The organism is Pseudomonas kuykendallii, from assembly GCF_900106975.1.
GTDB classification, from domain to species: domain Bacteria; phylum Pseudomonadota; class Gammaproteobacteria; order Pseudomonadales; family Pseudomonadaceae; genus Pseudomonas_O; species Pseudomonas_O kuykendallii.
On the sequence record NZ_FNNU01000001.1, the window covers coordinates 215,361 to 231,010 of the forward strand.

A 15,650-nucleotide genomic window follows, 5' to 3' on the forward strand; every position below is an offset into this window, starting at 1 on the left:
CGCAAAAATTTCGGACAGGATACGGCGTTAACGCCGCCTGAAAAACAACGGGCACGGCATCGCTTGCGCAATGTCGTGCCCGATTGTCAGCAGACCCGCTGAATGCAGGGCCTGCGGTCGCCCGACTTAGGCGGCCACCACGATCAGTTTGACGGTGGCTTCGACGTCGCTGTGCAGGTGCACGGCCACGTCGTATTCACCGATCTGACGGATGGTGCCGTTCGGCAGACGGACTTCGCTCTTCGCCACTTCGACGCCGGAGGCGGTCAGTGCATCGGCGATGTCGTGGGTACCGATGGAACCGAACAGTTTGCCCTCATCGCCCGCGGTCGCGGTGATGGTGACTTCCAGCTCGGCCAGCTGAGCAGCACGCGTTTCGGCGGAAGCCTTACGGTCGGCAGCAGCTTTTTCCAGCTCGGCGCGGCGCTCTTCGAACGCAGCGACGTTGGCGGCGGTGGCAGCAGTGGCCTTGCCTTGCGGCAGCAGGTAGTTGCGACCGTAACCGGCCTTGACGTTCACCTTGTCGCCCAGGTTGCCCAGGTTGGCGATTTTTTCCAGCAGGATGATTTCCATTTGGGTCTTACCTCTTGAACTTTTAACCTTCACCGTCCGCGGAATCCGGACCGCTCTTGCGCCCCGTGCGTCCGCGAAAATCAAACAAGCTGTCGACGATGGCCAGGACCACCAGCAACGGATAGATCAGCTGCATGAACACCAGCAGCGTTATGTACAGGCCAACCAGCCAGAACCGGCTCAACGCGCCACCGGCCACCAGGCCGTGCATCAGGCCGATGCCGGCGAACGCCAGCGGCACACTGCACAACGGCGTCAGCATGGCCATCTGCGGCCCCAGATTGGGGCCCAGCAGCATGCCGGCGATCAGCATCAGCGTGACCGGCACCGGCAGCCTCAGCGCGCGAAACTCGCTACCGAAACCGCCCGGGTTGTACAGCGCCGCCTGCCAGTAGCGCCCGAGCATCAGGCTGAGCAGGCTGAGGGTCTGCAACAACGCAGCCATCAGTCCGGTCAGCACTGGCGCCAACAGGCTCTCCAGGCGAACTCGCTCGTCTGCCGACATCTGCTGGTAGACGCCATCGAGCACCTGCGGCATGAGCTTCTGCAGCTCACCCGCCATGGCCGCGATCGGCTCGCCGAAAACCGCACCCAGAACCAGGCCGTAGACCAAGCCCAGCGGCACGCTGGCCAGCAACACACGCGTCCATGAAACAGCGCCACGCAGCACCAGTGCCAGCCCCAGCGAACCGAGCAACACCATCAGGGTGCGCGGCTCGCCGAAGTACCACCAGACCAGCGCCGGCAACAGTGCCCAGGCGACGATGCCCACGGCATCGCTCAACCCGCGCCGCAGCAGTACCAGACTGCCCGCGGCCGCACTCAGCCAGAACAACAGCGGCAACGCCGCGGCCCCAACCACCACCAGGGTGGCCTGCATGCGGCCGCGCATGACGAAATCAGCGAATGCGCGCATGCCTACTCATCTATCCCTTGCTTGCGTCGACTGCCCGTCTCAACGGCCGTGGCTGTCGGTGTAGGGCAGCAGGGCCAGGTAGCGAGCGCGTTTGATAGCGGTTGCCAGCTGACGCTGATACTTGGCCTTGGTGCCGGTGATACGGCTAGGAACGATCTTGCCGGTTTCAGAAACGTAGGCTTTCAGGGTGTTGAGATCCTTGAAATCGATCTCTTTAACGCCTTCAGCGGTGAAACGGCAGAATTTACGACGACGGAAGAAACGTGCCATGAAAGTGGCTCCTCAATAGATCCGGTGATTACTCGTCAGCGTTGTCGCTGTCGTCGCCATCGGCGCCGTCAGGGCTTTCAACGCGATCGCGGCGCTCACGGCGCTCGCTGCGGTTCTCTTCGGCCTTGAGCATCTCGGACTGGCCGGTAACGGCTTCGTCGCGACGGATGACCAGGTTACGGATCACGGCATCGTTGTAACGGAAGTTGTCTTCCAGTTCGGACAGGACTTTGCCGCTGCACTCTACGTTGAGCATGATGTAGTGCGCTTTGTGCACGTTGTTGATGGCATAAGCCAGCTGACGACGGCCCCAATCTTCCAGACGATGGATCTTGCCGCCGTCTTCTTCGATGAGCTTGGTATAGCGCTCGACCATGCCGCCGACCTGCTCGCTCTGATCCGGGTGGACCAGGAAGATGATTTCGTAATGACGCATGAATGCTCCTTACGGGTTGTAGCCTGCCGGGAGAACCGGTCAGGCAAGGAGTGAAATTTCTCGTTTTGGCCTTGCCCGGAAGGAGGCGCGCGAACGCCTGCCCACTCGGCAAGGGGCGCCATTCTAGTGAAGGGTGATGGGCCGCGCAAGGCGAACTGGCGAATATTTAACCAGCCTGCCTTGCCTGGTCGACTAGCCCACCAGCGAGGCCAGCAGCTCGCGCACCTGCTGCAGGTCGTAGGGCTTGAGCAGGACCTGCGCCGCCGGCACGCCTTCCTCGCGCGCATCCACCGGATAGCCGGAAGCGATCACCAGCTTGAGCTGCGGATGGTTCGGGGCAACCGCGCGCAGCAGCTCCAGCCCGGACATCCCGCCCAGCCCGATGTCGGTGAGCAACACGTCGAAGCGCTCGCCCTGCAGAACCTGCAGCGCCTCTTCGGCGGACTCGCAGGCACGCACGCGATGGCCCAGTTCCTCGATCACCTCGCCGGTGAGCATGCGCAGGGTGAAATCGTCCTCGACGAAAAGGATGCTCAGGCCGGACACCGGGGCCGCCTCGGCTTGCGGCGCCTCCTCGGCGGGCGCGGCAGGCTGCACCGTCGTCGACTCGTCGTTCAGGCTCGCGTCATCGGCCTTGCCTTCCTCAAGGAAACGCGGCAAATAGATGACCACGGCGGTGCCGCCGTCCTCTTCGCTGGCCAGGGTGATGTGCCCGCCGCTCTGCTTGACGAAACCGTAGGCCATGCTCAGGCCGAGCCCGCTGCCACCGCGCCCGCCCTTGGTGGTGAAGAACGGCTCGAAGGCGCGCTCCAGCACCTCGGGGCTCATGCCGCAGCCTTCGTCGACCACGCTGAGCTGCACGTAGTCGCCACTGAGCACGTCGCCATGGCTGTCCGCATACTGCTGATCGAGCGTGACGTTGCGCACCTGCAGGCGCAGGACGCCGCCGTTGCCCTGCATCGCATCGCGCGCGTTGATCACCAGATTGAGCAGCACCGCCTCGAGATTCCCGACGTCGGCGAACGTCGACCAGAGCCCGTCGTCGATTTCGAGCTGGATGGACGTGCCCTCGCCCAGCGAGCGCTGCAGCAGCTCGTTCATGCGCTGCAACAGGTCGCCCACATCCAGCGTCTTGGGCATCAAGGGTTGGCGACGGGCGAACGCCAACAGTTGCGAGGCCAGGCGCGCGCCCTTCTCCACGCCGGCGACCGCCGATTCGAGGCGGCGCAGGCTGGTGGCGTCGTCCCCAAGCGAGCGGCGCAGCAGTTGCAGGTTGCCGCCGATGACCTGCAGCACGTTATTGAAGTCATGGGCGATACCGCCGGTGAGCTGGCCTATGGCCTCCAGCTTGCGCACCTGCAGCAGTTCCTCTTCGGTCTGCCGGCGCTCGGCTTCGCTCTTCTCCAGCTCGGCGGTACGCGCCGCCACCAGCTCCTCGAGGTGCTGGCGATAGCCGGCCAGCTCGTCCTCGCTACGCTTCTGTTCGCTGACGTCGCTGCCCTGGACGAAAATCCCGGACACCGTGCCGTCCGACTCGGTGATCGGCTGCAGGATGAAGTCGACGTACAACTCGTCCAGCACGCCAGGCTGGCGCTGCAGCTGCACGCGGCTCTTCTTGCCAACGTACGCCTGACCGCTCTGGTAGACGTGATCGAGTAGCTCGAAGAACCCCTGTTCATGCAGCTCGGGAAGCGCCTCGCGCAGCGGTCGACCCATCAGTGCGCGCTCGCCGACCAGCCGCTCGTAGGCCGGATTGGTCAGCTCGAAGACGTGTTGCTCGCCGCGCAGAAAGCAGATGAATCCCGGCGCCTGCTCGAACAGCTGCCGCAATTGGTAGCCCTCGGCCTGCATCGCCCGCGCGCGCGACAGTACGCCTTCTTCGCGCTGTGCCTGCGGCTGGGCACCGGCGGACTCGCGCAACGCGAGCTTCATCGCCTGCAGGTCGGTGACGTCGACGGTGTGCTGCAGAATCATCTGCACGTCGCCGGCGGCGTCGAGGATCGGCGTGTGGGTCGCGCTCCAGAACCTGTCCTCGAAAACCACGCCCTTGGCGCCCTCGCGCGCGATGGCGTAGCGGATCAGCGGCAGGGTATCGAGCGCCTTGCGGCTTAGGACGCGCTGGAACGAAGCCATCAGATCGGCGACGGCGGTGCTGTCCGGCTGCAGTGGGTCGGGCGGGAACGCCTCGTCGATACGCTTTCCCAGCAATTCGGCGCGACTGCGCCCGGTGGTCCGCAGGTAGGCATGGCTGGCATCGAGGATGATCAGCTCGGGGCTCAACAACAGGTAGGCATTGGGCGAAAGCCTGAACAGGCTTTCGAAATCAGGACACTGCATTACTGACCTCCGATAGGCCTCTGGGCTCCCTCACCCACGCTTCGAATGTCGTTCGCAGGGAAAGGTTCGGCGCCTCGGGAGGCTGCCCGCCGGGCACGACGCGACGGGGCAGAACGTTCTTGGGGCTCAGCCCGGGAGTTTGCTGCGGCGCTGGCGTACGGCCTCGAACAGGCAGACGCCGGTCGCCACCGACACATTGAGGCTGCTGACACTGCCGGACATCGGCAGGCGCGCCAGGTAGTCGCAGTGCTCGCGCGTCAGGCGACGCATGCCCTTGCCTTCCGCCCCCATGATCAGCACCGTCGGGCCACTCATGTCGAGCGCATAGATGTCTTGATCCGCCTCGCCGGCAGTACCGACGATCCACAGGCCGCGCTGCTGCAACTTCTCCAGCGTGCGCGCGAGGTTGGTCACCGCCACCAGCGGGATCACCTCGGCGGCGCCGCAGGCCACCTTGCGCACCGTGGCGTTGAGCGTCGCGGACTTGTCCTTGGGCACGATCACCGCCAGCACTCCGGCGGCATCCGCGGTACGCAGACAGGCACCCAGGTTGTGCGGATCGGTGACGCCGTCCAGTACCAGCAACAGCGGCGGGCCTTCGGCGCGCTCGAGCAACTCCTCGAGCATGTTCTCACCCCAGACCTGGCTGGGGCTGACCTCGGCGACGACGCCCTGGTGCACGCCCTCGGCCCACTCGTCCAGTTCGCGACGATCACGGGTCCCGGTGCTTACGCGCGCCTGCCTGGCCAGCTCGACCAGTGTCTGCACGCGCGGGTCCTGGCGCCCCTCGGCCAACCAGAGCTGCTTGACCCGCTTGGGATGGTGGCGCAGCAGGGCCTCTACGGCGTGCACGCCGTAGACTTTTTCCAGCTCGCTCATGACTTGGCCTTACGCTTGCGCGGCGCGTCTCCCGCCGCGGCCTTGGGCGGCCCCTTGCGATGACGCGTGGACTTGCCTGCTGCCTGGCCGCCGGAGCCGGCCGACTTGCCCGACTTGCCACTCTTGGCCTCGGAGAGCAGTGCCTGCTTGAGGGCGCGACTCTTGTTCACGTCTGTGTTGCCAAAGGCGTCGTCGCCCCCGGCCGCGTCGGCGCCCTTCGAGCTGCGTCGCGGCGCGGACGTACCGGAAGCCGAAGACGACTTCGTCGCGTCACCCGACTTGCCGCGTCCACCGCCAGTGGAAGGCTTCTCGCCCGTGCGGTTCTTGCGTCCGATCGGCTTTTCCAGCTGCTTCTCGGCCAGCTCGAAATCGATCTTGCGCTCGTCCAGGTCGACACGCATCACCCGCACCTCGACGCTGTCGCCGAGGCGGAAGCTGCGCCCGGTCTTCTCACCGGCCAGCCGATGGTGCACGGCATCGAAGTGGTAGTAATCGCCGGGCAGCGCGGTCACGTGTACCAGGCCTTCGACGTAGATATCCTTCAGCTCGACGAAGATGCCGAAACCGGTCACCGCGGTGATCACCCCGGCGAAGCTCTCGCCGACGCGATCCTTCATGAACTCGCACTTGAGCCAGTTCACCACGTCGCGGGTCGCCTCGTCGGCGCGCCGCTCGGTCAGCGAGCACTGCTCGCCAAGCTGCTCCAGCGCCGGCTCGTCGTAGGGATAGATGCGTGCCTTCGGCATCACGGCCGCGCCGACGCGCTTGACGTGCGGCGTATCGCGCTTGGAGCGGATCACGCTGCGGATCGCGCGGTGGGTGAGCAGGTCCGGATAGCGACGGATCGGCGAGGTGAAGTGTGTGTAGGCCTCGTAATTCAGGCCGAAGTGTCCGTGGTTGTCGGCGCTGTACACCGCCTGGCTCAACGATCGCAGCATCACGGTCTGGATCAGGTGGAAGTCCGGGCGATCCTGGATCGTCTGCAGCAGCGCCTGGTAATCCTTCGGCGACGGGCCTTCCTTGCCGCGATGCAGGGTCAACCCCAGCTCGCCGAGGAATGCACGAAGCTTCTCCAGGCGCTCCGGCGGCGGGCCGTCGTGCACCCGATAGAGGGCCGGGATCTCGTGCTTCTTGAGGAACTCGGCGGTGGCGACGTTGGCCGCCAGCATGCATTCCTCGATCAGCTTGTGCGCATCGTTACGCTGGGTCGGACGGATTTCGGCGATCTTCCGCCCGGAGCCGAAGATGATCCGCGTCTCCTGGGTTTCGAAATCGATAGCGCCGCGACTGTGACGGGCCTCGAGAAGAACCTGGTAGAGCGAATACAGCTGCTTGAGGTGCGGCAGCACTTCGCTGTACTCGCTGCGCAGGGCCTTGCCCTCGCTGCTCTTGGGCTGCTCGAGCATGGCGCTGACCTTGTTGTAGGTCAGCCGTGCATGGGAGTGGATAACCGCCTCGCAGAACTGGTAGTCGGTCAGCTTGCCGGTCTTGGAGATGGTCATCTCGCACACCAGCGCCAGGCGGTCGACATGCGGATTCAGCGAGCAGAGGCCGTTGGACAGCGCCTCCGGAAGCATCGGCACCACGCGCTCGGGGAAGTACACCGAGTTGCCGCGATTGGTCGCCTCCTCATCCAGCGCCGAGCCGACCTTGACGTAGTGCGACACGTCGGCGATCGCCACGTAGAGCTTCCAGCCACCGGAGAACAGCCGCCAGTTGCTGCCGTTCTTCTCGCAGTACACTGCGTCATCGAAATCGCGTGCGTCCTCGCCGTCGATGGTGACGAAGGGCAGGTGGCGCAGGTCGACGCGCTTCTCCTTGTCCTTCTCCTCCACTTCCGGCTTCAGCCGCGCAGCTTCCTTCTCGACGGCTGCCGGCCACACATGGGGAATGTCGTAGCTGCGCAGCGCCACGTCGATCTCCATGCCCGGCGCCATGTAGTTGCCTACCACTTCGACGATATCGCCCTGCGGCTGGAAGCGCGGCGTCGGCCAGTGGGTGATTTCCACCTCGACGAACTGGCCGATCTTCGCGCCGGAGGTGCGCCCGGGACTGATCAGCACTTCCTGCTGGATCTTCGGGTTATCCGGAATCACGAAGCCGATGCCGCTCTCTTCGTAGTAACGCCCGACGATCCGCTCGTGACCGCGGGAGATCACCTCGACGATCGCACCTTCGCGGCGACCACGCCGATCCAGCCCGGAGACGCGTGCCAGGGCGCGATCGCCGTCGAACACCAGGCGCATCTGCGCCGGACTGAGGAACAGGTCGTCACTGCCATCGTCGGGAACCAGGAAGCCGAAGCCGTCGCGGTGCCCGCTGACGCGGCCGCAGATCAGGTCGAGCTTGTCCACCGGGGCATAGGTCCCCCGGCGCGTATAGATAAGCTGCCCATCGCGCTCCATCGCGCGCAAGCGGCGACGCAGGGCTTCGAGTTGATCGTCGGTGGTCAGCCCGAACTCCTCGACCAGCTGCTCGCGGCTGGCGGGAGCGCCACGCTCGTCGAGGCGCTTGAGGATCAGCTCACGGCTTGGAATGGGGTTTTCGTATTTTTCCGCCTCGCGGGCGGCCTCGGGATCGAGGGATTGCCAGTCGGCCATCAGGGAAAGGTCACCTTGTCTGTTGATTCTGTTGTCTCGGTCATATGCCTATTGAAGCGCGAATTCCACCCGGCGCGCAGCTTTGGGCGGACAATTATTTTTTTCGCCGTCAGGGGTTTACAAGGGAAAACATCGTCCGTATATTTCGCGCCCACAACGTCGCACAGACGTTGTAACACGGAAGCCGATGAGTAATCATCGCATCCAGTGCCCAGGTGGCGGAATTGGTAGACGCACTAGGTTCAGGTCCTAGCGGTGGCAACACCGTGGAAGTTCGAGTCTTCTCCTGGGCACCACTCTTCAGATAAACCGAGCCGCGAGGCTCGGTTTGTCGTTTAAGCGGAAGGCAATATCCGGTCGGTTCGCCGACGAAAGTTGCCAAAAAGCCGGCGAGCGATCGTCGCAATGTGCCCAGGTGGCGGAATTGGTAGACGCACTAGGTTCAGGTCCTAGCGATGGCAACATCGTGGAAGTTCGAGTCTTCTCCTGGGCACCACTCTTCAGACGAACCGAGCCGAATGGCTCGGTTTTTCGTTTGTGCGATAAAAATCCGACACGCGGCGACATGAAAAAGCCGGGCGCGTGGCCCGGATTCTTCCAGCCTGCTGAACGCTACGCCTTGAATTGCCCGAGGCTCGCCTTGAGCTGCGCCGCCAGACCGTCGAGCACCCGGCCGCTTTGTGCGGTCTCCGCCACCGCATCGGCGGACAGGCGTGCTTCGGCGTGGATCACGTCGACCCTGCCGCGAACGGTGTTCGCCCCCTCCGCCTGATGTTTCGCGGCCTGGGCCGCCGCCTCCACGGCGCCGTGCACGCTGGCCACCGCGCGCTGGACTTCTTCCTGCAACCGTTCGCTGTCGCGCAGAGCCTGCAAGCCTTCGCTGGCACGCTCCTGGGCCTGGGAAATCGCCGCGACCGCTTCCTTTGCGCCTTTCTGCAGCGCGCCGATGTGCGCCTGGATATCGCCTGTCGACTGCTGGGTCTTGCTCGCCAGCGCGCGCACCTCGTCGGCGACCACCGCGAAACCGCGTCCGCTCTCCCCGGCGCGGGCCGCCTCGATGGCCGCGTTCAGCGCCAGGAGGTTGGTCTGCTCGGCGATCCCGTGAATCACCGACAGCACCACTTCGATCTGCTCGCTCTGCAGCGCCAGCCGCTGGATCACTTCGGAGCCGTTCTGCACGCGCTCTTCCAGCGCGCCGATGAGCCCGCCGACGCGCTTGGCGATCGCCTCGTTGTCCTCCGTCGCGCGTCGGATATCGCCGACCCGCTGCAAGGCCTCCTGCATGGTGCGGCTCTCAGCCTGGGCTTCGGCGGTCATGCTGGCGAGCGCCTCGAGACTGCCGGCCACCTCGTTCATCTGCCGCCCGGCCGCGGCTTCCGCCGCATGGCTGCGCGAGGCCAACGCCTGGATTTCCGTACCGGTCTGCACAGCCACGTCGCCGGCCTTGCGAATGATCGGCTGCAGCTTGTCGATGAACCGGTTGACCGCATCGGCCATTTCGCCGAGCTCGTCGCGACTGTCCAGCTTCACGCGGCGAGTGAGGTCGCCCTCGCCTGCCGCCAGGTCGTTGAGCGCCGCCACCAGCAGCCGCAACCGGTTGACCACGCGACGACCCAGGACCACGGCAAGCACCAGCAATACACCGAGGCCAACCAGCACCAGCGCGAGGCCGATGCGCCAGCGCAGCTCGCCGGCCGCCTCGTCGACGGTCTTGCGCGTACCCGCACTCATGTTGTCCGCCGCCGCGCGGGCCGACTGCAGGCGAGCCGTCAGCGCCGCGGTGCTGTCGGTGGCGGCACCGGCCAGGCTTTCGCCCACCAGCTGGCCGCCGCTGGCGATCAGCGCAGTGAAGCGCTGATCGAGCGCCTGCAGCTGGGCTTCGATGGACGCCGTGGAGACGCCGAGGCGGACCTTGCCGATCTCCACGCCATTGGGATTGATCGATGCTTCGACCAGGTGCACCGAGGGGTCGTTGGCGGCCGCGTCCAGAACCTTGTCCAGCGCGCGCTCGCCGGTGCCGCGCTCCAGCAGCGCCATGATCAAGGGATTCTGCCGGTTCAGGTAACGCGTCAGGTGCTCACCCTTGGCGTCGTCGTAGACCACGAACAGCACGTTCGGATTGCGCTGCGCGCGGCGAGCGAACTCGGACAGCGCCGGCCCGTCGTTGTCCCACATCGCCTTGGGGGCGACGGCGGCAAGCAACTGGGCGAGATCGTTGGCGGAATCCTTGAGGTTCGCCTCCAGGCTGCCGCGCAGCTGGGCCTGCTCCTGCTTGAGCCGCTCGCTGAGCGACACAGACAGGCGCTGACGGGTTTGCTCGGACAAACCGCTGAGCCCGGAAGAAACCTCCTGCCCCGCTTGCTCCAGTTCGGCGGACAGCTTCTGCGTGTCCTCGCCCAAGCGTGAAGCGAGTTTTTCCGTCAGGGCACTTACCGTGCCCCGAGTCAGGGCAACGGCCACCAGCACCTGCACCAGCAGCGCAATGCCCAAGGCGATGAACGCGGGCCGCAATAGACGGCTTCGCAGCAGAGACAGGATGGCTGACACGACGACACTCCTTAACGACCGTTACCCGTTAACGGCGACTACCAGGATTTGTTTAACCCTTCAGCAATCGGCATGCCGCGAAATGCGACATTTCGTTCACCAACGAAAAGGGCCGCTCCAGGCGGCCCTTCGTACGCTCAACGGACTCAGGAGTACGGGTGACGAAGAACGATGGTTTCGTTGCGATCCGGACCGGTGGAGATGATGTCGATCGGTGCGCCGACCAGCTCCTCGATGCGCTTGATGTAGGCGCGCGCATTGGCCGGAAGCTCGTCGAGACTCTTCGCGCCCACTGTGGATTCGCTCCAGCCAGGCATGTCCTCGTACACCGGCTGCAGGCCGATGTAGCTGTCCGCGTCGGTCGGAGCATCGACCAGCACGTCGCCGTTCTCGTCCTTGTAGCCCACGCAAATGCGGATGGTTTCCAGGCCGTCGAGCACGTCGAGCTTGGTCAGGCAGAGGCCGGAAATGCTGTTGATCTCGATGGCGCGACGCAGGATCACCGCATCGAACCAGCCGCAGCGGCGCGCCCGACCGGTGGTGGAACCGAATTCGTGACCACGCTTGGCTAGAAACGCGCCGGTTTCGTCGAACAGTTCGGTTGGGAACGGCCCGGAGCCAACACGGGTGGTGTAGGCCTTGGTGATGCCGAGGATGTAGTCCAGGTACAGCGGACCGAAACCCGAACCCGTGGCGGTGCCGCCGGCGGTGGTGCTGGAGCTGGTGACGAACGGATAGGTGCCGTGGTCGATGTCGAGCAGCGAACCCTGCGCGCCTTCGAACATGATGTGCGCGTTCTCGCGACGCAGCTCGTGCAGGCGCGCGGCGACGTCGGTAATCATCGGCTTGAGCACGTCGGCGTAGCCCAGCGCCTCGTCCAGGGTCTTCTGGAAATCGACCGCCGGCTCCTTGTAGTAGTGCTGCAGGACGAAGTTGTGGAAGTCCAGCAGCTCGCCGAGCTTGGCGGCGAAACGTTCACGGTGGAACAGGTCGCCGATGCGCAGGCCGCGACGCGCCACCTTGTCTTCATAGGCCGGACCGATGCCACGCCCGGTGGTACCGATCTTGGCATCGCCACGGGCCTTCTCGCGGGCCTGATCCAGCGCCACGTGGTAGGGCAGGATCAGCGTACAGGACGGGCTGATGCGCAGGCGCTCGCGCACCGGCACGCCCTTCTCTTCGAGCTTGATGATCTCGCGCATCAGCGCATCGGGCGCGACGACCACGCCATTGCCGATCAGGCACTGCACGTTCTCGCGCAGGATGCCCGAGGGAATCAGGTGCAGAACGGTTTTCTCACCGTCGATCACCAGGGTATGGCCGGCATTGTGGCCGCCCTGGTAACGCACTACGGCGGCCGCTTCGTCGGTCAGCAGATCGACGATCTTGCCTTTGCCCTCATCACCCCACTGGGTGCCCAGGACGACGACATTCTTACCCATAACAGTTGTCCTCTTTGCGGAAGCTCGGTGCCGGCACGGCCGGCGGGAAAACTCAGGAATTCAGTGCCACGACCTGCCAGCGACCTTCGCGCAGCAGCAGTTGGCGATCGCAGCTCGCCTCCCGCGCCGCGCCATCGGCCTGCCCCGGCAACGCCTGGACGACGCGCTGGCCCTCCTGGCGCAGGCGCCGGATGGCGTGCCACAAGGGCAGGTCATGGCTGTCCGGCGCCCAGATACCGGACAGCGGCTCGCCCAGCCGCATGTTACCGAGGGTGACCAGGCTCTTCAGGTCGGTGGAGAAGCCGGTGGCCGGACGCGCGCGCCCGAAATCGGCGCCGATGTCGTCGTAGCGGCCACCCTGGGCGATCGAATGACCGAGCCCGGGGACGAAGGCGGCGAACACCACGCCGGTGTGATAGTGGTAACCGCGCAGCTCGCCCAGATCGAAATACAGGGGCAGCTCCGGGTAGCGCAGGCTCAGGCTGTCGGCGATGGCGATCAGCTCGTCCAGCGCCAGGTGGACGTCATCCGGCGCCTCGACCAGACAGGCCTGGGCCAGGTCCAGCACCTCACGACCGCCGCACAGATCGACCAGCGAACGCAGCATGCCGGCCAGCGTGGGCGACAGCGTTGCCGTGAGTTCGGCGACCTCGTCGACCGCCTTGCGCTGCAGCGCATCGAACAGGCACTGCTCGGCCTCGCCGGACAGGCCGGCGGCGCTGGCCAGCCCACGGTAGATACCGACGTGGCCGAGGTCCATGTGTACGTCGGGCACCTCGGCCAGCGCCAGGGTGTCGAGCATCAGGCTGATGACTTCCACGTCGCTCGCCGGACTGGCGTCGCCGTATAGCTCGGCGCCGAGCTGGATCGGGCTGCGCGAGGTCGTCAGCGCACGCGGCTTGGCATGCAGCACGCTGCCGGCGTAGCAGAGGCGGCTCGGCCCTTCGCGGCGCAGGCTGTGCGCATCCATCCGCGCGACCTGCGGCGTGATGTCGGCGCGAAAGCCCATCAGCCGACCGGAGAGCGGATCGGTGACCTTGAAGGTACGCAGATCGAGGTCCTGAGCGGCTCCCGTGAGCAGCGAGTCGAGATATTCGATGTGCGGCGTCACCACGAATTCGTAGCCCCAGCACTGGAACAGGTCCAGCACCCGGCGGCGCGCCGTTTCGATGAGCGCCGCTTCCGGCGGCAGTACTTCTTCGATGCCATCTGGCAGCAGCCAGCGGTCTACCGTTGCCATTTCGCCTTTCCCCTTGTTCAACCGGGCGGCAGCCTACAGTGGAGCGAATAAATGGGCGCTCGCCAGCAAAGGCTGGCCGACCCGACGGGATGCGCGATGCGGAAAAGACAGGCATTTACCGCGGCGCATCGGCCTGGCGCGGGACAGAAAAAGACGCTCCGATTCATCGCATGATGGACGATTCGGATCGCCGCTCGACTGACATGTGTCCGCTGCAGACGCAAAAAAGCCGGGAATTTCCCGGCTGACTCATGATAACACGTTTTCCCCGAGGATCATCCGGCGGGCGACTGACGCCCGCCGGAAGGGCTCACGGCTTGGACTTTTCCAGGTAGCGGAAGAAGTCGCTGCTCGGGTCGAGAACCAGCACGTCGCTCTTGTTGGCGAAGCTCTCGCGGTAGGCACGCAGGCTACGGTAGAAGCCGTAGAACTCCTGATCCTGGGCGTAGGCTTCCGAGTAGATCGCCGCGGCCTTGGCATCGCCGTCACCGCGCGTTTCTTCAGCCTCGCGATAGGCTTCGGCCAACAGCACACGCTGCTGGCGGTCGGCGTCGGCACGGATGCCTTCGGCCAGCTCGCGACCCTTGGCGCGGTGCTCGCGCGCTTCCCGCTCACGCTCGGTGCTCATCCGCTCGAACACGCTGCGGTTGACTTCACGCGGCAGATCGATGGCCTTGACGCGCACGTCGAGCACCTCGATACCCAGCTCCTTGCGCGCCATGCGATCCAGCGAAGCGGTGATATCCGCCATCAGCGCATCGCGCTCACCGGACACCACTTCGTGCAGGGTGCGCTTGCCGAACTGGTCACGCAGACCGGACTCCAGCCGGCGCGACAGGCGCTCGTCGGCGATCTGCTTCAATCCGGAAGTCGCGGTGTAGAAACGCTCGGCATCGGCCACACGCCATTTGGCGTAGGCGTCGACCATCACCGCTTTCTTTTCCAGGGTGAGGAAGCGCGAGGTGGACGAGTCCAGGGTCAGCAGGCGTGCATCGAATTTGCGGACCTTGTTCACCAGCGGAATCTTCACGTGCAGGCCGGGTTGCAGGTCGGCCTCGACCACACGGCCGAACTGCAGCAGTACCGCCCTTTCCGTCTGCGAAACGATGTACAGGCTGTTCCAGGCGACGACCACGACGATCACGCCGAAAATCAGGGCGATCAGCGATTTATTGTTCATCAACGAGTCTCCCTCGAACGCAGGTCACGCTGCCCCAGATCGATGCTGGCAGGCGCATCGGCCTGACCGGCATTGGAAGCCGAAGTGCCTGCGGCGGCGGAACCGCTGCGCTGCTTCTCCATCATCTTGTCCAGCGGCAGGTAGAGCAGGTTGTTCTGCCCTTTCTGGCCGGTCACCAGCACCTTGCTGGTGTTGCTGAAGACTTCCTGCATGGTGTCCAGGTACAGACGCTCACGGGTGACCTCGGGCGCCTTGCGGTACTCGGCGACCAGCTTGGTGAAGCGCTGTGCCTCACCCTGGGCGCGCGCCACCACTTCGTCGCGATAACCGTTGGCTTCCTCGAGCAGGCGCTGGGCCTGACCGCGCGCTTCCGGAATCACACCGTTGGCATAGGCCTCGGCCTGGTTCTTCTCGCGCTGTTCGTCTTCGCGGGCGCGGATCACGTCATCGAAGGCTTCCTGAACTTCGCGCGGCGCCGCCGCACTCTGCACGTTGACCTGGGTGACGGTGATGCCGACCTTGTAGGTGTCGAGGAAACGCTGCAGACGCTCGCGAATCTCGCTGGCCATCAGCTCGCGACCCTCGGTGAGCACCTGGTCCATCGCGGTGGAACCGACGACGTGGCGCAGGGCGCTATCGGTGGCGTGCTGCAGGCTGATTTCAGGCTGATCGACGTTGAGTACGAAGTCCTGCAGGTTGGTGATCTTGTACTGCACGGTCAGCGGCACCTCGACGATGTTCTCGTCCTCGGTGAGCATCTGTCCCTGCTTGGAGTACGCCCGCTCGCGGGTCACGTTTTCCTGGAACTTGCGATCGAACGGTGGGAAATAGATGTTCAGGCCCGGCCCGACCGTTTCGTAGTACTTGCCGAAGCGCAGCACCACGGCCTGCTCCTGCTCGTCGACGACGTAAATCGCGCTGTACAGCCAGATCGCCGCGAGAACGGCAACGAACACGGCAATCATGCCGAAGCCCATGCCCTTGCCGGAATCACCGCCGGAAGAGTCGCCCCCCCCGCCACTGCGTTTCTTGCCGCCGAACATGCCATTCAGGCTGTCCTGCAGTTTGCGGAAGGCTTCGTCGAGATCCGGCGGACCTTTGCGGTCGCCGCCCCGGCGCTTGTTGCCCCAGGGGTCTTGATTGTTCGAATTGCCACCCGGCTCATTCCAAGCCATAGCGCTCTCCATCTGATAAAGCAAAGACGCACCGTTGTGCGCCCGCCATGCTAAC

12 protein-coding genes and 2 tRNA genes are annotated in these 15,650 nt (G+C 64.9%); 2 read left to right on the plus strand and 12 right to left on the minus strand.

From position 1 onward, the window contains the following. Positions 1 to 126 precede the first annotated feature (126 nt). The 7 genes from rplI to rnr all read right to left on the minus strand — a co-directional run bounded on the left by rplI (position 127) and on the right by rnr (position 8,011). On the minus strand, positions 127 to 573 hold the full coding sequence (rplI, locus tag BLV15_RS00930; protein ID WP_090223821.1) for a 50S ribosomal protein L9: 447 nt from the start codon (positions 571 to 573) through the stop codon (positions 127 to 129). Between the two features lie 22 nt (positions 574 to 595). Continuing rightward, positions 596 to 1,489 (minus strand): hypothetical protein, encoded by an 894-nt coding sequence (locus tag BLV15_RS00935; RefSeq protein WP_090223822.1) that lies wholly within the window; start codon positions 1,487 to 1,489, stop codon positions 596 to 598. A 39-nt stretch (positions 1,490 to 1,528) separates the two neighbouring features. Further along, positions 1,529 to 1,759 (minus strand): 30S ribosomal protein S18, encoded by a 231-nt coding sequence (gene rpsR / locus BLV15_RS00940; protein ID WP_016495030.1) that lies wholly within the window; start codon positions 1,757 to 1,759, stop codon positions 1,529 to 1,531. Between the two features lie 28 nt (positions 1,760 to 1,787). Then, a complete protein-coding gene (rpsF, locus tag BLV15_RS00945; RefSeq protein ID WP_090223824.1) occupies positions 1,788 to 2,195 on the minus strand; it encodes a 30S ribosomal protein S6 in 408 nt (135 codons plus the stop codon). A 192-nt stretch (positions 2,196 to 2,387) separates the two neighbouring features. Continuing rightward, positions 2,388 to 4,532 (minus strand): ATP-binding protein, encoded by a 2,145-nt coding sequence (locus tag BLV15_RS00950; RefSeq protein ID WP_090223825.1) that lies wholly within the window; start codon positions 4,530 to 4,532, stop codon positions 2,388 to 2,390. A gap of 126 nt (positions 4,533 to 4,658) precedes the next feature. Further along, positions 4,659 to 5,411, minus strand: a complete 753-nt coding sequence (gene rlmB, locus BLV15_RS00955) for a 23S rRNA (guanosine(2251)-2'-O)-methyltransferase RlmB (protein WP_090223827.1) — start codon at positions 5,409 to 5,411, stop codon at positions 4,659 to 4,661. Beyond that, positions 5,408 to 8,011: a ribonuclease R gene (rnr, locus tag BLV15_RS00960; protein WP_090223829.1), complete on the minus strand. Its 2,604-nt coding sequence runs from the start codon at positions 8,009 to 8,011 to the stop codon at positions 5,408 to 5,410. Before rnr ends, rlmB begins: the two co-directional genes overlap by 4 nt. 209 nt (positions 8,012 to 8,220) lie before the next feature. Here rnr and BLV15_RS00965 point away from each other — a divergent pair. Continuing rightward, positions 8,221 to 8,307 (plus strand) — tRNA-Leu (locus BLV15_RS00965). A 113-nt stretch (positions 8,308 to 8,420) separates the two neighbouring features. Beyond that, positions 8,421 to 8,507 (plus strand) — tRNA-Leu (locus tag BLV15_RS00970). Between the two features lie 116 nt (positions 8,508 to 8,623). Here the strand turns inward: BLV15_RS00970 and BLV15_RS00975 are convergent. The 5 genes from BLV15_RS00975 to hflK all read right to left on the minus strand — a co-directional run bounded on the left by BLV15_RS00975 (position 8,624) and on the right by hflK (position 15,595). Beyond that, the gene (locus tag BLV15_RS00975; RefSeq protein WP_090223831.1) at positions 8,624 to 10,558 is read right to left on the minus strand and encodes a methyl-accepting chemotaxis protein; all 1,935 of its coding nucleotides are present in this window, start codon (positions 10,556 to 10,558) and stop codon (positions 8,624 to 8,626) included. 146 nt (positions 10,559 to 10,704) lie between these two features. Further along, positions 10,705 to 12,000, minus strand: coding sequence for an adenylosuccinate synthase (locus BLV15_RS00980; RefSeq protein ID WP_090223833.1), 1,296 nt, complete (start codon positions 11,998 to 12,000; stop codon positions 10,705 to 10,707). 52 nt (positions 12,001 to 12,052) lie between these two features. Continuing rightward, the gene (locus BLV15_RS00985; RefSeq protein ID WP_090223834.1) at positions 12,053 to 13,240 is read right to left on the minus strand and encodes an ATP phosphoribosyltransferase regulatory subunit; all 1,188 of its coding nucleotides are present in this window, start codon (positions 13,238 to 13,240) and stop codon (positions 12,053 to 12,055) included. Between the two features lie 310 nt (positions 13,241 to 13,550). Next, positions 13,551 to 14,420: a protease modulator HflC gene (hflC, locus tag BLV15_RS00990; protein ID WP_090223836.1), complete on the minus strand. Its 870-nt coding sequence runs from the start codon at positions 14,418 to 14,420 to the stop codon at positions 13,551 to 13,553. Continuing rightward, complete coding sequence (gene hflK, locus BLV15_RS00995) at positions 14,420 to 15,595, minus strand: FtsH protease activity modulator HflK (RefSeq protein ID WP_090223838.1); 1,176 nt, start codon at positions 15,593 to 15,595, stop codon at positions 14,420 to 14,422. Before hflK ends, hflC begins: the two co-directional genes overlap by 1 nt. Between the last annotated feature and the right edge of the window lie 55 nt (positions 15,596 to 15,650).

Coding starts and splice junctions, on each gene's coding strand:
- rplI (WP_090223821.1), bottom strand. CDS start 573: ATGGAAATCATCCTGCTGGAAAAAATCGCCAACCTGGGCAACCTGGGC.
- BLV15_RS00935 (WP_090223822.1), bottom strand. CDS start 1,489: ATGCGCGCATTCGCTGATTTCGTCATGCGCGGCCGCATGCAGGCCACC.
- rpsR (WP_016495030.1), bottom strand. CDS start 1,759: ATGGCACGTTTCTTCCGTCGTCGTAAATTCTGCCGTTTCACCGCTGAA.
- rpsF (WP_090223824.1), bottom strand. CDS start 2,195: ATGCGTCATTACGAAATCATCTTCCTGGTCCACCCGGATCAGAGCGAG.
- BLV15_RS00950 (WP_090223825.1), bottom strand. CDS start 4,532: ATGCAGTGTCCTGATTTCGAAAGCCTGTTCAGGCTTTCGCCCAATGCC.
- rlmB (WP_090223827.1), bottom strand. CDS start 5,411: ATGAGCGAGCTGGAAAAAGTCTACGGCGTGCACGCCGTAGAGGCCCTG.
- rnr (WP_090223829.1), bottom strand. CDS start 8,011: ATGGCCGACTGGCAATCCCTCGATCCCGAGGCCGCCCGCGAGGCGGAA.
- BLV15_RS00980 (WP_090223833.1), bottom strand. CDS start 12,000: ATGGGTAAGAATGTCGTCGTCCTGGGCACCCAGTGGGGTGATGAGGGC.
- BLV15_RS00985 (WP_090223834.1), bottom strand. CDS start 13,240: ATGGCAACGGTAGACCGCTGGCTGCTGCCAGATGGCATCGAAGAAGTA.
- hflC (WP_090223836.1), bottom strand. CDS start 14,420: ATGAACAATAAATCGCTGATCGCCCTGATTTTCGGCGTGATCGTCGTG.
- hflK (WP_090223838.1), bottom strand. CDS start 15,595: ATGGCTTGGAATGAGCCGGGTGGCAATTCGAACAATCAAGACCCCTGG.